The organism is Staphylococcus simulans (assembly GCF_003043455.1).
GTDB classification, from domain to species: Bacteria; Bacillota; Bacilli; order Staphylococcales; family Staphylococcaceae; genus Staphylococcus; species Staphylococcus simulans_A.
This window is the reverse complement of the sequence record NZ_PZGG01000006.1, coordinates 27,845-49,406: the sequence shown is the minus strand read 5'-3', so window position 1 is coordinate 49,406 and position 21,562 is coordinate 27,845. Positions and strand designations below refer to the sequence as shown.

Annotated in this window: 13 protein-coding genes; 10 read left to right on the top strand and 3 right to left on the bottom strand. The window is 35.1% G+C overall.

The features are described from left to right. Positions 1-35: 35 nt before the first annotated feature. Positions 36-1,529, bottom strand: a complete 1,494-nt coding sequence (locus BU038_RS02080) for a catalase (protein WP_107604587.1) — start codon at positions 1,527-1,529, stop codon at positions 36-38. Between the two features lie 207 nt (positions 1,530-1,736). On the opposite strand from BU038_RS02080, the gene BU038_RS02075 reads away from it, so the two are divergent. From BU038_RS02075 to BU038_RS02045, 7 genes are all read left to right on the top strand, one after another. Then, on the top strand, positions 1,737-2,159 hold the full coding sequence (locus BU038_RS02075) for a cupin domain-containing protein (RefSeq protein ID WP_107604586.1): 423 nt from the start codon (positions 1,737-1,739) through the stop codon (positions 2,157-2,159). Positions 2,160-2,296: 137 nt separating this feature from the next. Continuing rightward, positions 2,297-3,217, top strand: coding sequence for an FAD:protein FMN transferase (locus BU038_RS02070; protein WP_107604585.1), 921 nt, complete (start codon positions 2,297-2,299; stop codon positions 3,215-3,217). A gap of 130 nt (positions 3,218-3,347) precedes the next feature. Then, entirely contained in the window at positions 3,348-4,037 is a 690-nt protein-coding gene (locus tag BU038_RS02065) for a zinc ribbon domain-containing protein (RefSeq protein ID WP_107604584.1), read from the top strand. Between the two features lie 37 nt (positions 4,038-4,074). Further along, the gene (locus BU038_RS02060; protein ID WP_107604583.1) at positions 4,075-7,191 is read left to right on the top strand and encodes a DEAD/DEAH box helicase; all 3,117 of its coding nucleotides are present in this window, start codon (positions 4,075-4,077) and stop codon (positions 7,189-7,191) included. 388 nt (positions 7,192-7,579) lie between these two features. Next, a complete protein-coding gene (locus BU038_RS02055) occupies positions 7,580-10,600 on the top strand; it encodes an NADH-dependent flavin oxidoreductase (protein ID WP_107604582.1) in 3,021 nt (1,006 codons plus the stop codon). A gap of 17 nt (positions 10,601-10,617) precedes the next feature. Continuing rightward, complete coding sequence (locus BU038_RS02050; RefSeq protein WP_107604581.1) at positions 10,618-12,015, top strand: MFS transporter; 1,398 nt, start codon at positions 10,618-10,620, stop codon at positions 12,013-12,015. Positions 12,016-12,305: 290 nt separating this feature from the next. After that, positions 12,306-13,490 (top strand): hypothetical protein, encoded by a 1,185-nt coding sequence (locus BU038_RS02045; protein WP_107604580.1) that lies wholly within the window; start codon positions 12,306-12,308, stop codon positions 13,488-13,490. Between the two features lie 168 nt (positions 13,491-13,658). On the opposite strand, the gene BU038_RS02040 is transcribed toward BU038_RS02045, so the two are convergent. Continuing rightward, positions 13,659-14,957 carry a TcaA second domain-containing protein gene (locus BU038_RS02040; protein WP_107604579.1) on the bottom strand — a complete coding sequence of 433 codons (1,299 nt, stop codon included), beginning with the start codon at positions 14,955-14,957 and terminating at the stop codon, positions 13,659-13,661. Then, a complete protein-coding gene (locus BU038_RS02035; protein WP_105966706.1) occupies positions 14,957-15,799 on the bottom strand; it encodes a zinc ribbon domain-containing protein in 843 nt (280 codons plus the stop codon). Before BU038_RS02035 ends, BU038_RS02040 begins: the two co-directional genes overlap by 1 nt. A gap of 270 nt (positions 15,800-16,069) precedes the next feature. Between BU038_RS02035 and BU038_RS02030 the strand changes: the two genes are divergently transcribed. From BU038_RS02030 to BU038_RS02020, 3 genes are all read left to right on the top strand, one after another. Then, positions 16,070-16,783 (top strand): zinc ribbon domain-containing protein, encoded by a 714-nt coding sequence (locus tag BU038_RS02030; RefSeq protein WP_107604578.1) that lies wholly within the window; start codon positions 16,070-16,072, stop codon positions 16,781-16,783. A gap of 114 nt (positions 16,784-16,897) precedes the next feature. Further along, the gene (locus BU038_RS02025; RefSeq protein WP_107604577.1) at positions 16,898-18,349 is read left to right on the top strand and encodes a hypothetical protein; all 1,452 of its coding nucleotides are present in this window, start codon (positions 16,898-16,900) and stop codon (positions 18,347-18,349) included. 119 nt (positions 18,350-18,468) lie between these two features. Continuing rightward, positions 18,469-21,231, top strand: coding sequence for a type I restriction endonuclease subunit R (locus BU038_RS02020; RefSeq protein WP_107604576.1), 2,763 nt, complete (start codon positions 18,469-18,471; stop codon positions 21,229-21,231). The last annotated feature ends 331 nt before the right edge of the window (positions 21,232-21,562 follow it).

The window sequence follows — 21,562 nt, the reverse complement described above, 5'->3', positions numbered from 1 at the left end:
CTCTTCGTTTATATATTGCCTAGGAAATAATCGGCTTAGTCTTCAGTGTCTAAATCAATACTGTTAATGTCGATACCCATTGCTTTTGCGACACCTTTACCATACTCAGGATCTGCTTTATAGCAATGACGGATATGACGTTCTTTTACTTCTAATGTTACGCCTTCCATTTCATTAGCTGTGTTTTGGAAGATACGTTCTTGTTGTTCAGGTGTTTGTAGTCTGAACAATTTACCTGGTTGTTCGAAGTAGTTATCGTCATCTTCGCGGTAGTCGTATTCATAAGCTGGACCATCTACGACATCCATTGGTGGACGTTTGTAACCTGGTTGGCTTTCCATTGCGCCATTGCTGTTAGGATAGTAATGTGTTTTACCGCCTTGGTTGCCGTCTAAGAAACGACCTTGACCATCACGTGCGAATGGACATAAGTTTTCAACACCTACACCTTTAGGTTGGTTAACTGGGATTTGCCAGTGGTTGACACCTAAACGGTAACGTTGAGCATCTCCATAAGAGAATAAACGACCTTGTAACATTTTGTCTGGTGAGAAGTCGATACCAGGCACAATGTTAGTTGGTGCGAACGCTGCTTGTTCAACATCCATGAAGTAGTTGTCAGGATTGCGGTTTAATTCGAACTCACCGACTTCAATTAATGGATATTCATCTTTAAACCAAACTTTAGTTAGGTCGAATGGATTGTCTTTATGATTACGTGCTTGTTCTTCTGTCATCACTTGGATGTACATTTTCCATTTAGGGAAGTTGCCTTCTTCGATTGCTTCGAATAAGTCACGTTGAGATGATTCACGATCTTTCGCAATCACTTGTTCTGCTTCTTCTGGTGAGAAGTTTTCAATACCTTGTTGTGTACGGAAGTGGAATTTCACCCATACACGTTCGTTATCTTTATTTAATAAAGAATACGTATGTGAACCGAAACCGTGCATGTGTCTATAGCCACGAGGAATACCACGGTCAGACATTAAGATTGTCACTTGATGTAATGCTTCAGGTAATGAAGTCCAGAAGTCCCAGTTATTTTGTGCACTACGCATGTTTGTACGTGGGTCACGTTTAACTGCGTGGTTTAAACTTGGGAATAATTTAGGGTCTCTGAAGAAGAAAACAGGTGTATTGTTACCTACAAGGTCCCAGTTACCTTCATCTGTATAGAATTTTAATGCGAAACCACGGATATCACGTTCAGCATCAGCTGCACCGCGTTCACCAGCTACTGTAGAGAAACGCGCAAACATAGGTGTTTGTTTGCCGACTTCTGCGAAGATACTCGCATCTGTGTATTGTGTAATATCGTTAGTTACTGTAAATGTTCCAAATGCACCTGAACCTTTAGCATGCATACGACGCTCAGGAATAACTTCTCTGTCGAAGTGTGCTAATAATTCTAAGAAATATACATCCTGCATTAGTAATGGGCCACGTGGACCAGCTGTTGCTGAATTCTCACGATCTCCTACGGGGTGGCCGAAAAGCCCCGTTAATTTTGATTTGTCTTTACTCATATTCATCTCTCCTTATTTAGAATAATTCTAATCTATCTAAAATGATTGTAGCATGACGCATAAAAAACTGTTAAAGAATAGCACTCGTTCTTTGAAAAAATTAATAACTGTTCTTGAAGAATTTGTGAACTCTTTATAAAAGTCGTTTCAATGAATTAAAACGGAGTACAATATAACTGTAAGCATTAAATCAAGGAGGGTTTTAAAATGACTTATAATTTTGAAGACCAAGGTAACAAACCAGTAGTAGATAATATCGAAGGTATGACATTAGAAAATGAAAACTACCGTACTACAATTTGGACAGGTTCAAAAATTCAAGTTACATTAATGACAATTCAACCAGGAGATGACATCGGTTTAGAAATCCACCATGGTATTGAACAATTCCTACGTGTTGAACAAGGTAAAGGTTTATGCCAAATGGGTCCTACAGAAGACAATTTGAATTTCGAAAAAGAAGTCAACCCTGACGATGCGATTATCGTTCCTGCAGATACATGGCATAACGTCACAAACAAAGGTGACGAACCATTGAAACTTTACTCAATCTATGGTGGTCCAGACCATAAATTTGGTACTGTACACAAAACACACCAAGATGCAGAAAATGATCCGAACGAACATTAATACAACACATCATCATATATGAGAAAAACGACATTTCTTGAAAGAGGAGTGTCGTTTTTTAATTTGAATTTCGAGAATGAAAGAGAGTTTGATAGTATAAAGATAAATCTATTGTTATGTATTGAGGAGCTGCTGAAATGAAACAGAAAGTATTAAATCTCATGGGCACACGAATTACCTTACAGATTGAACATCCTAAAGCGGAAGTACTATTAAACCACGCTGAAGAGATGTTGATAGACTATGAAAAACGATTTAGCGCAAATGATAATAAATCAGATTTAATGTATGTGAATCAGAGTGCGGGCATCAAATCTGTAGAAGTAGACGAAGATTTATTTGAATTGATTGCGCAAGCACATGCGGTCAGTCTGTCTTCTGATTCTAAGTTCAATCTCACGATTGGACCATTAGTTAAATTATGGAAAATCGGCTTTAAAGATGCACAATTACCCAATGAATCTGACATTCAAGAGCGTTTACAAAAGATTCAACCAGAAAATGTGGTGTTAGACCATGAAGCACATACAGTTTATTTAAAAGTGCCGGGCATGGAAATTGATTTAGGTGCTATTGCGAAAGGTTACTTTGCGGATCGATTAAAAGATTACTTTGTCTCACAAGGTGTCCAAACAGGCATTATTGATTTAGGGGGCAATGTTTTAACTATTGGTCGCCCTATAGACAAAGATAAGTGGACAGTGGGGATTCAACAACCCGATTCTGAACGTGGAGGATTAGTAGGTGTAGTGGAAATCGCAGGTCAATCTGTGGTGACTTCTGGTATCTATGAACGTTACTTCTATAAAGATGACAAACTGTATCATCACATTTTAGATTCAAAAACGGGCTATCCAGTAGAAGGAGACATAGCTAGTATTACAATTGTTTCGGAACAATCTATTGATGGAGAGATTTGGACAACCGTATGTTTTGCGATGTCGATTAATCAAGCGATTGCTGTGTTGAATGAAATTCCTGGTATTGAAGCGGTGATTATCAGTAAAAATGGGGAAGTCTTTACAACACAACGCATGACACATCTTACGTTGATTTGATTTCACGTAGATATTAAATTATACCGAAATGTAAAAGGAAAGTTGAATATAAGTTAATAAACATATAGCAGTGTATTACTCATGTACATTATAATGAACACAAGAAAATAATTGTGAGGTAATTATAAACATGAAATATTGTACAAACTGTGGGAAACCTTTAGCACCAGATGAACACTTTTGCACCAATTGCGGTAAAGAAAACAGAGATTATCATGAATTTTCACGTTCTGAAATTCTACATGAGCGTACATCAGTTTCACCTTGGAAAGTCATTGGTTGGAGTCTGTTAGGGTTGCTTATTTTAGCTTTAATCATAGGCGGTGCGTATCTTGCCTTTTATTTCTATAGTGGAGGTTCAGGAAATAATCAACAAAGTGCAAATAGTACTGAACAAACTTCTCATAGTCGTGTGCCAGAAACAGATAAAGTTTCAGTCAATGTGAATTCAACGGAGTTCAGTCAAAATTTTATGAAATCACCGAATACACATGGCTATAAAGGCTTTGAAATTGGTCAATCTAAATCAGATGTACAAAGCACATTTGGTAAACCAGAAGGTACAAAAGATATTCGCGGAAACAATGTAGAGCTATATGGCGATATGGGTGTCAGCTATGATAATGACAATAAAGTTGATCATGTCTTTGTAGTACCATCTCATATGTCTGAAGCAGAGTTTACAAGTTTCCATAATGCTCCTGATATAGACCATGGAAGTATTTGGTATTACGATACATTAAAAGATAATGGATTCAGTATTAAGGTATATACAAATGACAATATGATCGAAGCTATTGAAAATATTCCGCAAATCTAATGAATCATAATTATTAATTTAACCGGGGGTGGGTGGATTGAGTCATTTAGTACAAAATACCTTATCAGCTTGGGCGCTCATTGAAACATTGCAGCCAGGTGAAGTTGAGGGTATTGATGATTATTTAGATAAGAAACTTTTTGAAGCACAGTATAAACAAAAAGTGATGCATAACTTTGAAGTATTTAAGCCTATATGGAAAGAAGATGAGTATAAATTAAAACAGTACGCTGCTAAACAAGGGCAATTACAATATCAAATGTATCGTCATTGTTTTAAGTTCGCGGAAATTGAGAAAACATTGCGCCAAATGTTTAAAGAGGAAGAGGTTTATAACGAAAGCCAAAAGGATTGTTATGGCTACACTTTCATGGTTGATACACAAGGCAATGTCTTAACAGACACTATTTATGTTCCAATGCTCATGAGCGCAATGAAGGGTATTAAAAAGAATCAAAATGCTGATATAGAATCAGAATATGAACATAATATGGAACGTTTTAGATTAGAATGTGAAGGTATTTTAGGTGATAATTCGTTAACAGAAGCACGTTTGAATAAAATGGATAAATTATATACGAAGTATTTTGAACGCTATGAAACGCAGTACTCTAGATTTTTTAAACATGCAGTCGCAATCAGATATGTTACGCCAGAAGAAGAAATGGATGAATTCAACAGCTTTTTCTTAAGCGATATTGAAGCAGCTAAAGATTCTCCAAACGCAACATTAACACAGTACATAGAAGGCGTTGCTGATACAGAGAAGACTGAAATAGATGAAAATAGAGCGTTGATTGAAGAAATACTACAGCCTAAATATTATCCTGACGGTAGATGGCCTTCTCTAGTAGAACACCGCCTTTCATTGATGCAACAAGTTGCGGTGAATCGTATCACAGGTGGTACTAGTAAAGTGAATTCAGTGAATGGACCACCAGGAACTGGGAAAACAACTTTACTTAAAGATATTTTTGCACATAATATTGTGGAAAGAGCGAAAGAGATGGTAAAGCTTTCAAGTCCCTATAAAGCATTTGATAAGCGAAAGATACATGAAACAGACAGCTTTGTGACGCACTTTCTTAATGAAAATATTGCTCGGTTTAAAATGGTTGTGGCTTCAAGTAACAATGGTGCAGTAGAAAATATTACCAAAGATTTACCGAAAATAGATGAGGTAATTCGTACAGATGGCGATTCTAAATTTCCGGAATATGAACGTACTTATCAAGAAGAAGCTGAGAAACTAGCAGGATTTGCGGATATTGCTGGAAAAATCATCGAGGAACCTGCTTGGGGAATGTTCTCAGTGGCGCTTGGCAAAAAGAAAAATATCGATCTTGCGAATAAGTATGCGGTCGTCAGTAAAGCAGAGAGTTTAACAAGTTATTTGAGTGTACAAAATGAAAGCACTGACTATAAAGATTGGAAAGAAGCTAAAAAAGCATTTAAACAAACACTAGATAAAATTACTGAGCTAAAAAAAGAAATTGAAAAAGGAGTTCAGTTAAATGTGCAATACCAAAATGCTGAATCCAAAGTTCGTCAATTAGAGAAAGAAAGTGTTCAAAACACTAAAATTGTTGAAAAGTTAAATGAAGAACTTAGTCGATTAAAAACTTTAAAAGTGGAAGTTGATAAAGAATTAGAAGAAAGTTCGGATGAAATTAAATTGCTAAATCATACGATGGACCAAGAGAAAAACAAAGGGCTTTTTGGTAAAGTGGCACAATTGTTCAATGGCGACAATCAAACCTCTTCTAACCGTGATTTAAGTGAAAGAGCAGCGAAATTGATGGAGGAGAGAGATCAGCTTAAAGCAAAGCGTAAAGATATTAAAGAAAAAGAAACAGAGTTCGAAAAACATAAACGTGATGCAGAAGGTCGTCTTAAGGAAGATGAGAAAACGATAGAAAAATTAAAAGCTGACTTACAGAAATTGAACGAATTCAAAACACAATATGATAACGTTCAATTTTCGGATGATGCATTCTGGACAAAAGCTAATTATGATGAGAGACAAGAAAAAGTATTGAATACATCAGATGAACTCCAATTTTACAGAGGTCTCTTGTTTATACAAGCAATGGTACTGCATAAAATATTGTTAATCTTGAACTATAAATCTGTACAGTCAGGGCTATGGGACTTTGTGAAACGTCATGAATATATTAAAGATAAGTATGAAAAAGTAGAGAATGCTTGGAATATATTACATTTAGTTTATCCAGTAGTGAGTACAACGTTTGCGAGTTTTAGAAATATGTATCGTGATATGTCTAAAGACTTTATTGATTATTTATATATCGATGAAGCAGGACAAGCTGTGCCACAGGCAGCAGTCGGTGCATTACAGCGTTCTCGAAATGTTGTTGCGGTAGGAGATCCGATACAAATTGAACCTGTGGTTACGCTAGATCCGTATCTTATTAATTCTGTACGTAAAGCTTATAATGTGCCAGAACGACTCGTAAGTGTAGAAGCTTCTGTTCAAAGTCTAGCAGATAACGCGAATGCCTATGGTTATTGGAAAGGTACAGATGCTGATGAAAAAGAATGGATTGGTATTCCTTTATGGGTACACAGAAGATGTTTAAATCCAATGTTTGATATCAGTAATATTATCGCTTATGAAGAAAAGATGGTACTGCCACCTTATATTAAGAAGAAACCAGGACAAGCTGCATGGTTGGATGTTAAAGGTAAGGCGGGTCCAAAACAATATGTTAAAGAACAAGGTGAAGCGGTTGTTAAACATTTACTTGAAGATTGGAAACATGCAAAAGCAAGTGGAGAAGAAACTCCAAGTGTGTTTGTGATTTCGCCCTTTACTAAAGTAAAAAGTGAAATCCAAAAAGCAGTAAGTAACCGTTTGAAAGATAGCTTTGATATGACTTGGAAAGAAGCGAGAAGTTGGGCTAATAAATCTATCGGTACGGTGCATACGTTCCAAGGAAAAGAAGCGGATAAGGTATATTTTGTGACAGGGACGGACGAAACACAAAACGGCGCAATTCAATGGTCATGTCAAAAACCTAATTTAATTAATGTAGCAGTAACACGTGCGAAGAAAGCATTTGTTATTGTAGGCGACAAAGAAAGAATCAGTAAACTCGAAAATTATGATGTTGTCGCAAATAATGTAGATTAAACTTACTTTGTTATTACAGCAAATATGAAAGTAATATAGATTGAATATTTAGTAATGCTCCTCTATTGCTTGATTTAATATGTAGCGATAGAGGAGTGTTGTTATATCAAGAGATAGGAGCGTTATCTATTATTTCTATATACTTATTTTAGTAAGGAATATGCAAATAAATATAGGTGGAAATTTTAAAAATGTGAAAGCTATGTAAAACTTATTTAAATACCTCTTTGTTAACTATTTCACAAAGTTTCTTTCTATGTTATACTTTCAGTGAATCAAAGGTAAATATAAAAAATGAATCACTTGATACGCTTTAACTTCTCATATGCTAGGTATGAGAAAAAATTTTGCGGTATCATGTGAAAATATTCACAAAGGAGAAGAGGGTATGACAAAGTCATTATTTGAAAAGGTTAAATTAGCTTCAGGAGCTGAATTAGATAATAGGATTACAATGGCACCTATGACCATCCAATCAGCTTACTTTGATGGATCAGTAACGGCAGAAATGATTGATTACTATAAACACCGCTCTGGTAAAGTGGGTGCGATTATTGTAGAAAGTTGTTTCGTAATGGACAATGGCCGTGGCTTCCCAGGTGCTATCGGTATAGATACAGATGAAAAGATTCCAGGTTTAAAACGTTTAGCAGATGCGATTCATGAAAATGGATCTAAAGCAATTTTACAGTTATATCATGCAGGGAGAATGGCTGACCCTAAATTAAATGGTGGTGCGACTCCAATTTCAGCAAGTCCGGTTGCGGCGCTTCGTCCTAATGCGGCAGTACCGCGTGAAATGACACCGCTGCAAGTTGAAGATATGATTCACCAATTTGGTGAAGCGACAAGAAGAGCAATTGAAGCGGGCTATGATGGTGTTGAAATTCATGGTGCGAACACTTACCTCTTACAACAATTCTTCTCACCTCACAGTAACCGTAGAACAGATGAGTGGGGCGGAAGCAGACAAAAACGTACGAATTTCCCAATGGCTGTCTTGAAAGAAGTACAAAAAGCAGCAAAAGATAATGGTGCTGAAAACTTCATTATTGGTTATCGTTTCTCACCAGAAGAATTAGAAGAACCAGGTATCCGTTTTGACGATACAATGTATCTTTTAAATACTTTAGCAGAAGCACATCCAGATTACTTCCATATTTCTGCGAATAGTTATAAACGTACATCTATTGTAGATACAGCGGATAAAGAACCATTAATTTCAAAATATTTAAAACTTCAAAGCGATACGTTAGCTGACATTCCAATTATGGGTGTAGGTAGTATTGGTCAACGTGAAGATGCTGAAGAAGCATTAGAACTTGGTTATGACTTAGTCAGCGTAGGTAAAGCTTATTTAGTTGAACCGCATTGGGCTGAAAAGATTGAAAAGAATGAAAAAGTTGAAGATTTCGTAGATATTCATGATCAACGTTTATTACACATTCCATCTCCATTATGGAAAGTGATGGACTTCATGATTGTCGATAAAGAAGAAGAACAACGTAAATATGAACGCTTAAAAGCGTTACAAAATAAAAAGGTTAAATATAACCCAGGTACGTATGAAGTCTTCGCACAAGGACACAATGCGAACTTACCAATGAAAGTTGTGTTCTCTGAAGATGAAATCGTGTCTATTGAAGTAGATGACAGTAATGAATCAGAAGGTATCGCGAACCCAGCGTTTGAACGTTTACCAAATGAAATCATTAATGGTCAAACGTTGAACGTAGATGTGATTTCTGGTGCGACAGTGACGTGTGAAGCGGTTATTGAAGGTGTGGCAGAAGCGATTAAACAAGCAGGCGAAAACCCAGACATCTTACGTGCGCGTCCAAAACCAGTTGTAGAATGGTCAGACGAAACTATCGAAGAAACAACAGATGTTGTAGTCATCGGTACAGGTGGTGCTGGTTTAAGTGCAGCAGCTTCAGTCTTAGAACAAGGCAAAGAAGTGATTATGCTTGAGAAATTCGCAGCTATTGGCGGTAACACAATCCGTACAGGTGGCCAAGTGAACGCACCTGAACCTTCATGGCAAAATACATTCCCATCATTACATGGTGAACAAGAAACTCTAGAAGCGTTAATGAACCATGATGAAAATGATATTGAAGAAGAATACCTTGAAGACTTCCGTACATTGAAACAACAAATTAAAGAATATTTAGAAACACAAAAAGAAGGACAAGATTACTTGTTCGACTCTATTGAATTACATCGTATCCAAACGTACCTTGGCGGACGTCGTGCGGATAGAAACGGTAAAGTCATCACAGGTCAATATGACTTAGTTAAGACATTAACAGACAATGTCTTAGAATCTGTGAAATGGTTAACTGAAAAAGGTGTACACTTCGATAGAACCATTGTAGATATGCCTGTAGGCGCTTTATGGAGACGTGGACATAAACCTATGAAAGCTCAAGGTTTAGAGTTCATCGAATCATTAAGTGACTATGTACGTAAGAACCATGGTCAAATCATGACTGAAACAACAGCGGATCGTCTGATTAAAGAAGACGGTAAAATTGTCGGTGTAGAAGCAACGAAACATAATGGCGCGAAAGTTAGAATCCATACACGTTATGGTGTGGTTATCGCCGCAGGCGGATTCGGTGCGAATACACAAATGATTCAACAATATAACACATATTGGGATAACATTCCTGATGATATTAAAACAACAAACTCACCAGCAATCACAGGTGACGGTATTAAGTTAGGTGTGCAAGTAGGTGCTGACTTAGTCGGTATGGGCTTCTCACAAATGATGCCGATTTCTGACCCTAAAACAGGTGCATTATTCACAGGCTTAATTGTGACACCATCTAACTTCGTCTTCGTCAACAAAGACGGTGACCGTTTCGTCAATGAATTTGAAAGCCGTGATGTCTTATCTAAAGCGGCATTAGACCAAAAAGATGGCTTGTTCTACATCATTGCGGATGAAAATATTAAAGAACTTGCGATGAACACATCTCAAGAAAAAATTGATAAAGAAATTGAAGAGAAAGTACTTTATAAAGCAGATACGCTTGAAGATTTAGCAAGACAATTAAATATGGACCCAGATCACTTTGTGAAAACAATTGAACGTTATAACGACTTCGTGGATAAAGGTCATGATGATGACTTCAGTAAGAACGCATTCGATCTTAAGATTGAACGTGCACCGTTCTACGCTACACCACGTAAACCAGCAGTTCACCATACAATGGGCGGTCTGAAAATCGATACAACTGCACAAGTCATTGATATCGATAACAACCCAATCAAAGGTTTATACGCAGCAGGTGAAGTTGCGGGCGGTATCCACGCAGGTAACCGTTTAGGCGGTAACGCACTTGCGGACATCTTCACTTATGGTCGTATTGCAGGTCAAAGTATTATTAAAAATCACTAAATGAGGAGGAAAAAGTAATGGCACAAAATAAGAAACAACATCAAGCATTTAAACCAGGTACACAGCTCATCGTTGCGATTATCTTATCCATCCTCACGTATTGGTTATTCGCGCAATCCTTCTTGAACATCGCACCGCATGTTCAAAAAGATTACAACATTGATATGACTGTCGTGAATATCGCAGTAAGTTTAACTTCACTGTTCACAGGTATCTTCATTGTTGTAGCAGGTGGCTTAGCGGATAAGCTAGGTCGTGTGAAAATGACGCGTGTCGGAATTATCTTGAGTATTGTCGGATCTATTTCCGTCATTATCTCAAGTATTCCTGCACTGTTGATTATCGGCCGTGTCTTACAAGGTTTATCAGCCGCATGTTTAATGCCGGCAACAATTGCGATTATTAATCAGTTCTACCATGATGAAGAACGTCAAAAAGCGTTAAGTTTCTGGTCATTCGGATCATATGGCGGAACAGGTATCGCGTCATTCTTCGCAGGACTTGTCGCAACATTCTTTGGATGGAAATGGATTTTCGTATTATCAATCATCCTATCATTCGTCGCACTCTACTTATTTAGAGGCGTTCCAGAATCAAAAGAGCTTGGCGCTAAAAATATGAAGTTCGACGTTGTAGGGATTACGATATTCTTAATTATGATGTTAAGTATCAACGTAGTTACAACACAAGGAACAAGATTAGGTTGGTTGAACCCGATTACATTAACACTCGATGCGATTTTCGTAATTTCAGTCTTTGTCTTCTACTTCTATGAAAGACAAAAACATCAACCGTTTATCGACTTCAGTGTATTCTCTAATAAAACATATATCGGTACAGTCTCAGCGAACTTCTTGTTAAACACAGTTATCGGATCACTCGCATTATTTAATATCTATGCACAAGCAGGATTAGGTTTCTCAGGATTAAAAGCAGGTTTCGTTACAATCACTTACTTAATCGGAAGCTTATCTATGATTCGTATTGGTGAACGTTACTTACAACGTAAAGGACCAAGATTCCCAATGCTTGCAGGACCGATTTCTATCGCAGTAGGTATACTGCTTATCTCAACAGTGTTCTTACCAGACGTAGTTTATATCATCGTATCAGTCATCGGATTCTTATTCATCGGACTTGGACTTGGTTTCTTCGCGACACCAGTTCTTGATACAGCTTTAACAAGTGTTCCAGCTGAAAAAGTAGGGGTTGCCTCAGGTATCATCAAAATGTCATCAACACTCGGTGCCGCATTTGGTATCGCAATCCTGACAACAGTCTACTCATCACTCGCACCAAACCATACACCAGAATTCTCAGCAGGTATTGCCTTCGTTGTAGGTGCAGCCGTAATGCTTAGCGCATTCGTCGCATCCTTCGTGACAATACCGAAAGGAAAAATGGAGAAACAATAAAATAATATGACACAAGAACTGCTAATCTATACAGGTTAGCGGTTCTTTTTTAATGCGAATAACATAAAGTATTTTATACAGCTGTCATACTTACTTCAGACAAGCGTGAGACTGCCTTGTGAAATAATCAATAAGTGTTTGATAACACACAAAATCATTCCTTAACAAATTCTTAAAAAAGATTGTTTAATGGACATCTCTTGTCCTCATTATTTGCCATAATGAAATGAATTGAACGAAATTTATTTATATCTTTAATAATGCTGATACACAAAGAAGGGGAGATTTTAATGACAAACAATGAACAAGATAATTTAAGACAATCTATTGAGAGATTAAAAGACTTTTGGAGTAATCATGAAGACTATGATATTAGAGAAAAAGCAAGAAAATATATTGAGTTATATCAGTCTAATGGAAATAGTGATCACTTCAGTTGGGTACACCCGGAAGATGCACCTTATATAAAGGAAAATGGATGTAATGCTGTGCGTTGGGGCATTCCTAATCAAATTATAGGAGATATCGAAAAAGCTAAGTTTGTAATCGGTTTGCTTAATCCTGGTACACAAATTAGTACAAAAGCTGGGAATCAATGTGAAAATATTACGGAATACGTTAAAGCAGAACAAGCAGAAGAAAATAATACAGGAGTAAATAATGTTCACTTTGAATCTAAAGAATATAGTGAAAATCCTAACTTCTATTTAGAGCATGTGATTTCAAATGAAAACATCATGTCACAAGAGTTAAAAAAGTTATACAAAATTTTTAAACAAGACTCTAGTGCGTTCTTTAGTACAAATAATAATGGAGAGATTGTTTACGATAAAAAGATGATAGAGAAAGTTGCATATTATCTTTTTGCTTATTATTCCAAAGCTTTTTCGGAAGAAGGTAAGTATAAAAGTGCTATACAAAACGCTATAGGCTATTATTATAACTTGTTTGAAAAAATGGAAAGATCTAAAGTTATCGTCAATGAAAAGAGTTTGAATTATGATGTTGAACATGCATTTAATCGGGCAGTTGAGAGTATGTTAATTTGTAATGTCGAGGTATTTCCTTATCGTTCAAATGGAAGTGGGGATATAAAAATAAAGGGTGGAGAGAATAAAAAAGATTTAAGTGTTCTTATTAGCAATAGTTATATATCGGATTTGGTGATAGAAAAATTGATGCATGACAAAAGTACAGTAGCAATCTTTAGAAGCTTCTCTACTCTTTGGGAAAGGCCTCTAAAAAATGGTATGGAGAAGAGAAATCTGCTATTAGAAGACTATAAAGATACTTCAATTTTTCGCTTGAAAAATGATCAAAATGCAGGTTTTTCTAAAGGTAATATTATAATATATGGTAGTTCATCTAAGGAATCTCAAAATAAGGTCGATACAGTAGTTGAAGCCCTTTTGAAAGAGTTGAAAATGCAACCATTTGTGGATGAGTTAAATGAGATTATCGAAGGAAATAGCTAGAAGTATTGAGTGAGTTTTATTATCACTGAACTCGACTGACATAAACGGTTGTCGATTGATGTGACCTATATTACATGTATAAGTCAGAATATAATATATTATTTTAGAAGTAATGAAAAGCTGCATGACCTCATTTCAAGGTCATGCAGCTTTAATAGTTGTATAAAATTAATCTCCGTAGCCAGAGTCGATTTCTTCGCCATCTTCATCATATTTGATGACGTATTTGTCTGGTTCAATGATGTAAGATCCAGCAAGGTCTCCGTCTTTATCTGTGTATGAGAATCCCCAGTCGTCTCCATTCTTTTCTGGTTCTTTATATGTGTATGTGTCTGTATCAAGTGTGCTGCCTTCGAATGATTCTACAACGTCGATGACGTTGTCTCGTGTGACTTTTTCGTCTGAGCTTTCATCATCATCGTCGTCTTTGCTCATTTCTTTTTCTAATGCTTTATCGATTTGTTTATCGATGGCATCGTCATCGAAAGAAAGTTTTACTGTTTCTGGACTTTCTGAATCTCCTTCGAATTTCACTACTTGTTTGTCTGATGTGAAGTTCTTACCTTCTACATCAGCTACTGCGTATACTTCAACTTTCTCATCTGGCGGATATGGGCCATACTCTGTTGAAGAGTCGAAGTCATGTGGCTTGTTGTTGATGTAAAGTGTTGTATCTTCTTCGTCAATACTGTAGTTATCTAATTCGACGTTAAATTTGATTTGATCAAAGTTTGAGTGAGCAAGGCTTGAGTGCTGTGAAGCATAGATTTGTAGTTGTCCTTTATAGTCTTTATCATTAACTTTCTTTGTAGCTTTTAACTCATAAAGACCAAGTGGGAATGAGCCAATATGACCATTACTATCTACTTTATGTTTCTTGCCTTCGTATTCGTATGTGATTGTGCCACCATCTGAAATATCATCCATACCAATAGAGTAGTTTGGAATATCGAATTTATAATCATCAAAGAAGAGCCATTTCTTTCCATCTTGGTCGATGTTCATAATTGTTTCGCTATCATATTTAACAGTATCGCTATACTTATGATTACGTTTCATGCTTTCGCCTTTTTCTTTGACTTCATTACCTACGGTTTTATAAAGTTTACCGCCTTCTAAGATATCAAGAAATGCTTGGGCTTCATCTTTGCTTAATTTTTTACCGTCTGACGTAACATACTTTTTAACTTTATTTGGGTCTTTATCTTTAATCGCATCTGCGACTTGATCTGCTTGATGTGTGACACTCGTTTGTTGCTTACCAACAAAAAAGAGTATCAGTAAAATAATAATGATTGCGGCAATAATACCGATAATCACCCATATCTTTTTAGATTGTGGTTGGCGTGGTTCTGAGTGATAGTTTTGATTAGAGCGCTTAGGTGTTTGATTCGTGGGTGTTCCGCATTGTGGGCAAACTTTCTGTCCCTCTTTAAGTTTGTGTCCGCAATTACGACAGAACTTCACTAGAAACCACCTCCAAATCTAAACAGGTCTTCAAGCATACTTCCAAAGATATCTACAAATGTATTTCGAAGCATTTCACCGTAGATTGATAGTACGATAAATTGAACGACAATATAGATGATAATACCGAAGAACACTGGAATACGTAATGTATGGTAACTAGAGTATTTCGTGATGAGATAAACAGCTGATGCATAGAAGCTGACAATTCCTAGTAATAATAAGAATGACCCGATTGAATAAATTTCGCCTCTTAGTAACAGTAATCCTAAAATGAAGAAAATGAATGAGAAAGTATTAATGAATACAAAGTCAGACAGAATCTTTGCAAAACTGATGTTGTCTTTAACTACCAGACGTGTCACCCCAGCAAGTAATCCATAAGAAATAATTAAGAATAACAGAATACCGAAGAATGATTTTGTGACAATACCTGATTTCGTAACACCATAACCAATGTAGTTGACTTCACTTGGAACGAAGATGGCTAAAACAATCAGTGTCAAAATTAAGAATACTGCAGCGAGTATGCCGATAAATTTAAGTGAGAAAGGTTTAGTACCCGCAATCACACTGTCATGTGATTTAAAGAGTTGTGAAAAGAAACTCGTTCCTTCGTGTTTGATTTCATTCGCTTGTTGATTGAATTTTTCTTTGTCGAAACTAGGTTGTTGATTAGAGTGTGTTGGTTCATTTTCATTGTGATTATGTAATGCTTGAGATGATTCTAATTCAGTAGAATTGTGTGAGGAAACAGCTGATACTTTAGTTAAATCGATTCCGCATTCTCCGCAGAAACGATCGCCTTGTTCAACAGGTGCTCCACATTTTGGACATTTCATGTTAATCCCCCTTAACTTTTAATTAAATATAAAAAATAATACACAATATTTTGTGTGATTAATGTCATAGTAGCACACTCATTTTTCAATATCTATAACACAATTAAAGTTATTGAAATAATTTTCAAAAAAGACAAAAAATGTACTATAAATTCAAATAACAAGATGTATAATTGAAGTACATTATCAAGTTGTGAAAACTGTAAAGGTGATAGTTTGTACTCAAAATAACGGCATCTATGTCATCTGAATATAGAAAGGAGTTTAATTTTGAAGTACTGTACAAATTGTGGAAAGAAATTAGAACCTGATGAACTATTCTGTACAAACTGCGGCGCAAAAGTGCCACGAAAAGACAGGCGTGATGCAGCACAATCAAAACCTACAAACGAAACACACAGTATACAGTCATCTAAAAAGAAATTATCAAAAGGTTGGATTATCGTGATTAGTCTTATTATCCTCGTTTTGGTTGCTGCGTTGATTTTCGCCATCTCTCACTTTATGAGTATCCGTGAAGATAACGACAAAAAAGCCGCACAAAACGATACAACACAAGAACAAGCAACAACATCAAAACAAGAAACAAAAACAGTTAAAGTTGAAGTAAACTCAGATGACTTCAGCGCTAATTTTATGAACGCAGATAACTCTTCAGGTTATAAAGGATTCCATATTGGAGATACTAAGAAAACAATTGAAAACAAATATGGAGAGCCGGAAGAAAGTCTAGATATTAACGGTCATGACGCAAACAAATACGGAAATATTGCCGTAAGTTATGACAATGACAACAAAGCAGATCATGTCTTCGTTGTCCCTTCTAACGTCACAACAAGAGAGTTCACCGACTTCCATAACGTACCAAACGAAAAACGTGGCGACACTTGGTACTACGATAAAAACAAAGACAATGACTACACCATCAAAGTCTATACAAATGGACAATACATTAAAGCTATTGAAAACATTGATCAAATATAAATAAAAGGAGTTTAGAGTGCTATTCAAGCAAGGCTAAACTCCTTTCTATATTAAACAAATAGTTCAATATAGTTTAGAGGATTTAAAATAGTGTGAATATGGAGGTAGAAAAAATTGAAAGATAAAGACACTTTATTGAGAAGTTTAAATATTCTTGTGGAATCTTTAGGAAATAAAAAGAAAAATATTCAGGATTTAACTGCTATAAATATACTTTTAATAGGGTTTTTATTGATGCTGTTTTTATTAAGTACTTTTTTAGTGCCTCTCTCTCCTATAATTGACATTTTAGTGCTTTTTGTTATAGCGTTTGGAATAAATTTTGGAAATATTATTCAAGGTAAAAATGAGTTGTTTATCCCTGGAAAACCAATCGAAGTAAAATTTGTATCTTTAATAAATGATGTCCAAAACCTACTGTTATATACTTATGGAAAACTGATATTAGTAGTAATTATTATGACAGTTTTAACGACAATACTTATGCTGATTTTAAAACCGATAACTCAAAAAAGATTTTTTATCACGATATTTAATATTAACTTGTTGGCTTTAATAATTGTTATTGTAGCTGTCTATAAAGTTGTATTGGGCCCTCTTTTATTAGGATTAGTTTTGTTGTCTATTATATTGATTTTTCAGCCAGTTGGGACAGGAAAATATTATAAAATTTTAAAAAGACTATATTATCTGTTGATAACAAATTCAGGATTTAAAGTGAGACCAACACCTTTGAAAATAACGCTGCTAATTTTAGTAATCTTAACGATTGTAACAATCTGTCATATATACTTGCCAATGGTGTCAAAAGTAATACCTATAACACTTTCATTATCAATAATAATATTGGTTGGTAGTGAAAGCCTAAAAAAAGAAGTGCATAAATTAACAGTTAAATTATTATTTTACCTGCTAATTATTCCGGTTATTATCTTTAGTAAATCCACTGAATCAATATCAATTGAAAGTATACTTTTGGCAACAATTGCAATATATTTTAGTATTGAACGTATAATTACAATCGCTAAGAAAATAGAAAATGAATTACGAGAGCATAATGTTCATTTTAATATGAACGAGTATGAAGATGAATACGAAAAAGAAAGGCTTATAAAAGAGTTGGTTCCAGTAGCACATCTTGAACATGTAGCACTAAAAGAAGATGAATTTGTTAGCCAACTTGTAAAATATTTTCATGTAAGAGATGAGGCTGCCGTTAATAAGTTAATAGATATGTACAAAAAAAATAATGTTTATAGTCATTACGATGACTTAATTACATCTTTCTTATTTATTTTAAATTATTCTGATGTTGGCAAGAAAGAGCAATATAAATTTTTGAAAGGTAATTTGAAATTTAAAAATCAAAATCTAGTTCTTATAGACATTATTGAAAAATACTTTTTCTTATGGGATGAATTTGAAATAAATAAAAATTATAAAGAGATGTTTGAAGTGTTAGAAAGTTATTATGCCTTGCTTTCGGAGGAAACTTTAGAAAAGTTAGAAAAAGTAAAAAAAGAAGCTTCAGAAGAAAAGAAATCTAAACTCAATTCAGTTGAATAACAATATCATTGAATAATTCGTACACATCATACTATAAAGTCCTCTAAAATAGGAAGTTTTTATAGTATGATTGAAGTAAATAAAGGATGGATGAGTTTTGGATAGAGTGGAGGGAGACTATGTCATACCAGAGTGAACATGCTTTAGAAGAAGTAATGCAGCAACTTAACAACTTAGGTTATGAACGTGTAAAGATTCATAACACAGAACAGTTAGAAAATAACTTTCGCCAGATTCTGAATGAACGTAATACTGATCGGTTAATGGTGGATATTTCGGATAAGTCTGTGTTTGATAGTGCGATGAAATTACGAGATAAATATGAATTAGTCAGAGACGACAGTACTATCGCTTATTTGGAGTTTTTCAATAAAGAAAAATGGTGTCAAAATAAGTTTCAAGTGACAAACCAAGTTACTGTTAAGGATAAACATAAAAGTCGTTATGATGTGACGATTCTAATTAACGGTTTACCATTGGTTCAAATTGAATTGAAGCGAAGCGGTGTCGCAATTACTGAAGCCTTTAACCAAGTTGAGCGTTATCAACGCTATAACTATACGGGATTATTTAAGTACATACAAATTTTAGTTATCAGTAACAAGCTACAAACACGCTATCTTGCGAATAGTGATAAACAGTTATTGAAGAGTCATATGTTCTATTGGACAGATAAAGAGAATGAACGTATTACACACTTACGAGATTTCATTGATGATTTCTTAGAACCATGTCAAATCGCTAAAATGATTAGTCGTTATATGGTTATCAATCAAACTGAAGGTATCTTGATGGCCTTGCGGCCATACCAAGTTTATGCCGTGGAAGAAATTTTAAACCAAGCAACTGAAACAAATAATAATGGTTATATTTGGCATACAACCGGAAGTGGTAAAACACTGACATCATTTAAAGTCAGTCAGTTACTAGCGGAGAAAGATGATATTAAGAAAGTGATCTTCCTAGTTGACCGTCAAGATTTAGACAGTCAAACCATATCAGAATTTAATAAATTCGATAAAGGTTCTGTAGATACGACAGAAAATACGAGAACCTTATTAAAACAACTCGGCTCAGACGAAAATAAACTCATTGTAACGACAATGCAGAAAATGGCTAAAGCTGTTAACTCTGGTAATAAAATAATGGACCGTTATGAGACAGATAAAGTCATCTTCATTATCGATGAATGTCATCGTTCACAATTTGGAAGTATGCATGGTGATGTGAAGAAACACTTTAAAAATGCACAATACTTCGGCTTTACAGGCACACCACGCTTTGAAGTCAATAAAAGCCAAGATGGCCGCAGTACAGCTGATATCTTTGGTCGTTGCTTACATCATTACTTAATTAAAGATGCTATTAGAGATAATAACGTACTTGGTTTCTCAGTAGACTATGTTAAAGTTGCGCACCTTAAAAAACATATGAATGATGGAGAAGTTAAAGATATTGATAGACCAGAATATTATGGCTATAAAGAGCGTCATGAAATCATAGTAGATGATATTATCGAAAACTATAAAAAGAAAACATACGGCGGTAAATACACATCAATCTTCACAGTAGATAGTATTGAAAGAGCAATGGAATACTTCCGTGTCTTTAAAGAGAAGGAAGAAGCGGGAGAACACAACCTGAAAGTATCATCTATCTTTACAAGTTCTGATCCAAATGAGGACACGAAAGAAAAAGAAAATCATGTTTATGTGCGTGACGAATTAGAATATGTCATGAAAGACTATAACCAAAAGTTCGGTACTAACTTTGATACTTACAACTACGCAGGCTATTTCTCAGATGTTTCTAAACGTATGAAGAAAGTGATTCCAGGCGAAAAGATAGATATCTTAATTGTAGTTAATATCTTCTTAACTGGTTTTGACAGTAAGTTATTAAATACACTATACGTTGATAGAAACTTATATCATCACGGCTTAATTCAAGCATTCTCAAGAACAAACCGTGTTGAAAAAGAAACAAAACCATATGGGAATATCGTATGCTATCGTAACTTAAAAGCGAACACCGACAAAGCAATAGAAATATTCTCTAAAACAGATAATACAGATGTAGTGTTAAGCCCGCCTTACCACGTGTTATTACAACGTTTCCAAAAAGCGTTAGCTGCAGTTTATGATATAGCTCCACTAGCAGAAACGATTCAACAATTAGAACGTGATGAAGACAAAGAAAAATTTGTTAAGGCATTTAGAGACTTAACATTCCTATTAGTCAAAATTAAACCATTCCCAGAATTCGAGTTTACATTAGATGAAATCGGTATTGATCATCAAGAATATGAGGATTACCTCGGTCAATATAAAGAAATCTATCGACAAGTACAACTACGAAAACAACAAAGGGAAGAAAACGCTGGAGAGAAAGCGTCTATTTTAGAAGATATCGATTTCTCAATTGAATTGATGCGTAATGATGTCATAAATGTGGATTACATTTTGGACTTACTTGCACGTATTAATTTGAAAGATAAAAAAGCACAACAAGAAGATACAGATGAAATACGTAAGTTACTCGATAAAGCAGATGATGAACACTTAAGATTAAAATCTGACTTAATTCGTGAATTCTTAGATGATGTCATCCCAACATTAAGCGTAGACGCTGATATCAGAGAAATGTACTATCGTTTTGAAGAACGTAAGAAAAGAGAAGAAATCAAATCGTTCGCAGTTGCTAAAGCGTTCTCCGCTAAACTGTTAGAGCGCTTCATCAATGAATACGAATATAGCGGACAAATCAATAAATCAGAAATAGATAAAGAAACAAAAGGCAGCTTGTTATTACGAAATAAAACGGTGAACCAAATCGCGACATTTATTAAAAACACAGTCAATAAATTTACAAGCATAAGCTAGATATCAAAAGCAGACCTGAAAATAAGAGGTCTGCTTTTTCACGTAATAAAAATATATTAAAAGAGAAAGATAGCAAGAGCCGGATAGATAATAAAAAGATTAAACAAGTTTAAAAAAGTACTCGCATAAAAGTAGTTATTAATTCTATCATCTCTATTAAAACGAACACTTAATACAAGCGAAGCAGCTAACAAAGCTAAAGTATATGTGAGAAATAATGTGATAATATTTGGACCCCATTCAGAAATATGATCAGTAAAAACAGAGATGCTAATCAAACCAATCAAAAGAAGATAATTCAATATATTGATAATCCACAAAATAGCTTTCA

Coding starts and splice junctions, on each gene's coding strand:
- BU038_RS02080 (WP_107604587.1), bottom strand. CDS start 1,529: ATGAGTAAAGACAAATCAAAATTAACGGGGCTTTTCGGCCACCCCGTA.
- BU038_RS02075 (WP_107604586.1), top strand. CDS start 1,737: ATGACTTATAATTTTGAAGACCAAGGTAACAAACCAGTAGTAGATAAT.
- BU038_RS02070 (WP_107604585.1), top strand. CDS start 2,297: ATGAAACAGAAAGTATTAAATCTCATGGGCACACGAATTACCTTACAG.
- BU038_RS02065 (WP_107604584.1), top strand. CDS start 3,348: ATGAAATATTGTACAAACTGTGGGAAACCTTTAGCACCAGATGAACAC.
- BU038_RS02055 (WP_107604582.1), top strand. CDS start 7,580: ATGACAAAGTCATTATTTGAAAAGGTTAAATTAGCTTCAGGAGCTGAA.
- BU038_RS02050 (WP_107604581.1), top strand. CDS start 10,618: ATGGCACAAAATAAGAAACAACATCAAGCATTTAAACCAGGTACACAG.
- BU038_RS02045 (WP_107604580.1), top strand. CDS start 12,306: ATGACAAACAATGAACAAGATAATTTAAGACAATCTATTGAGAGATTA.
- BU038_RS02035 (WP_105966706.1), bottom strand. CDS start 15,799: ATGAAATGTCCAAAATGTGGAGCACCTGTTGAACAAGGCGATCGTTTC.
- BU038_RS02020 (WP_107604576.1), top strand. CDS start 18,469: ATGTCATACCAGAGTGAACATGCTTTAGAAGAAGTAATGCAGCAACTT.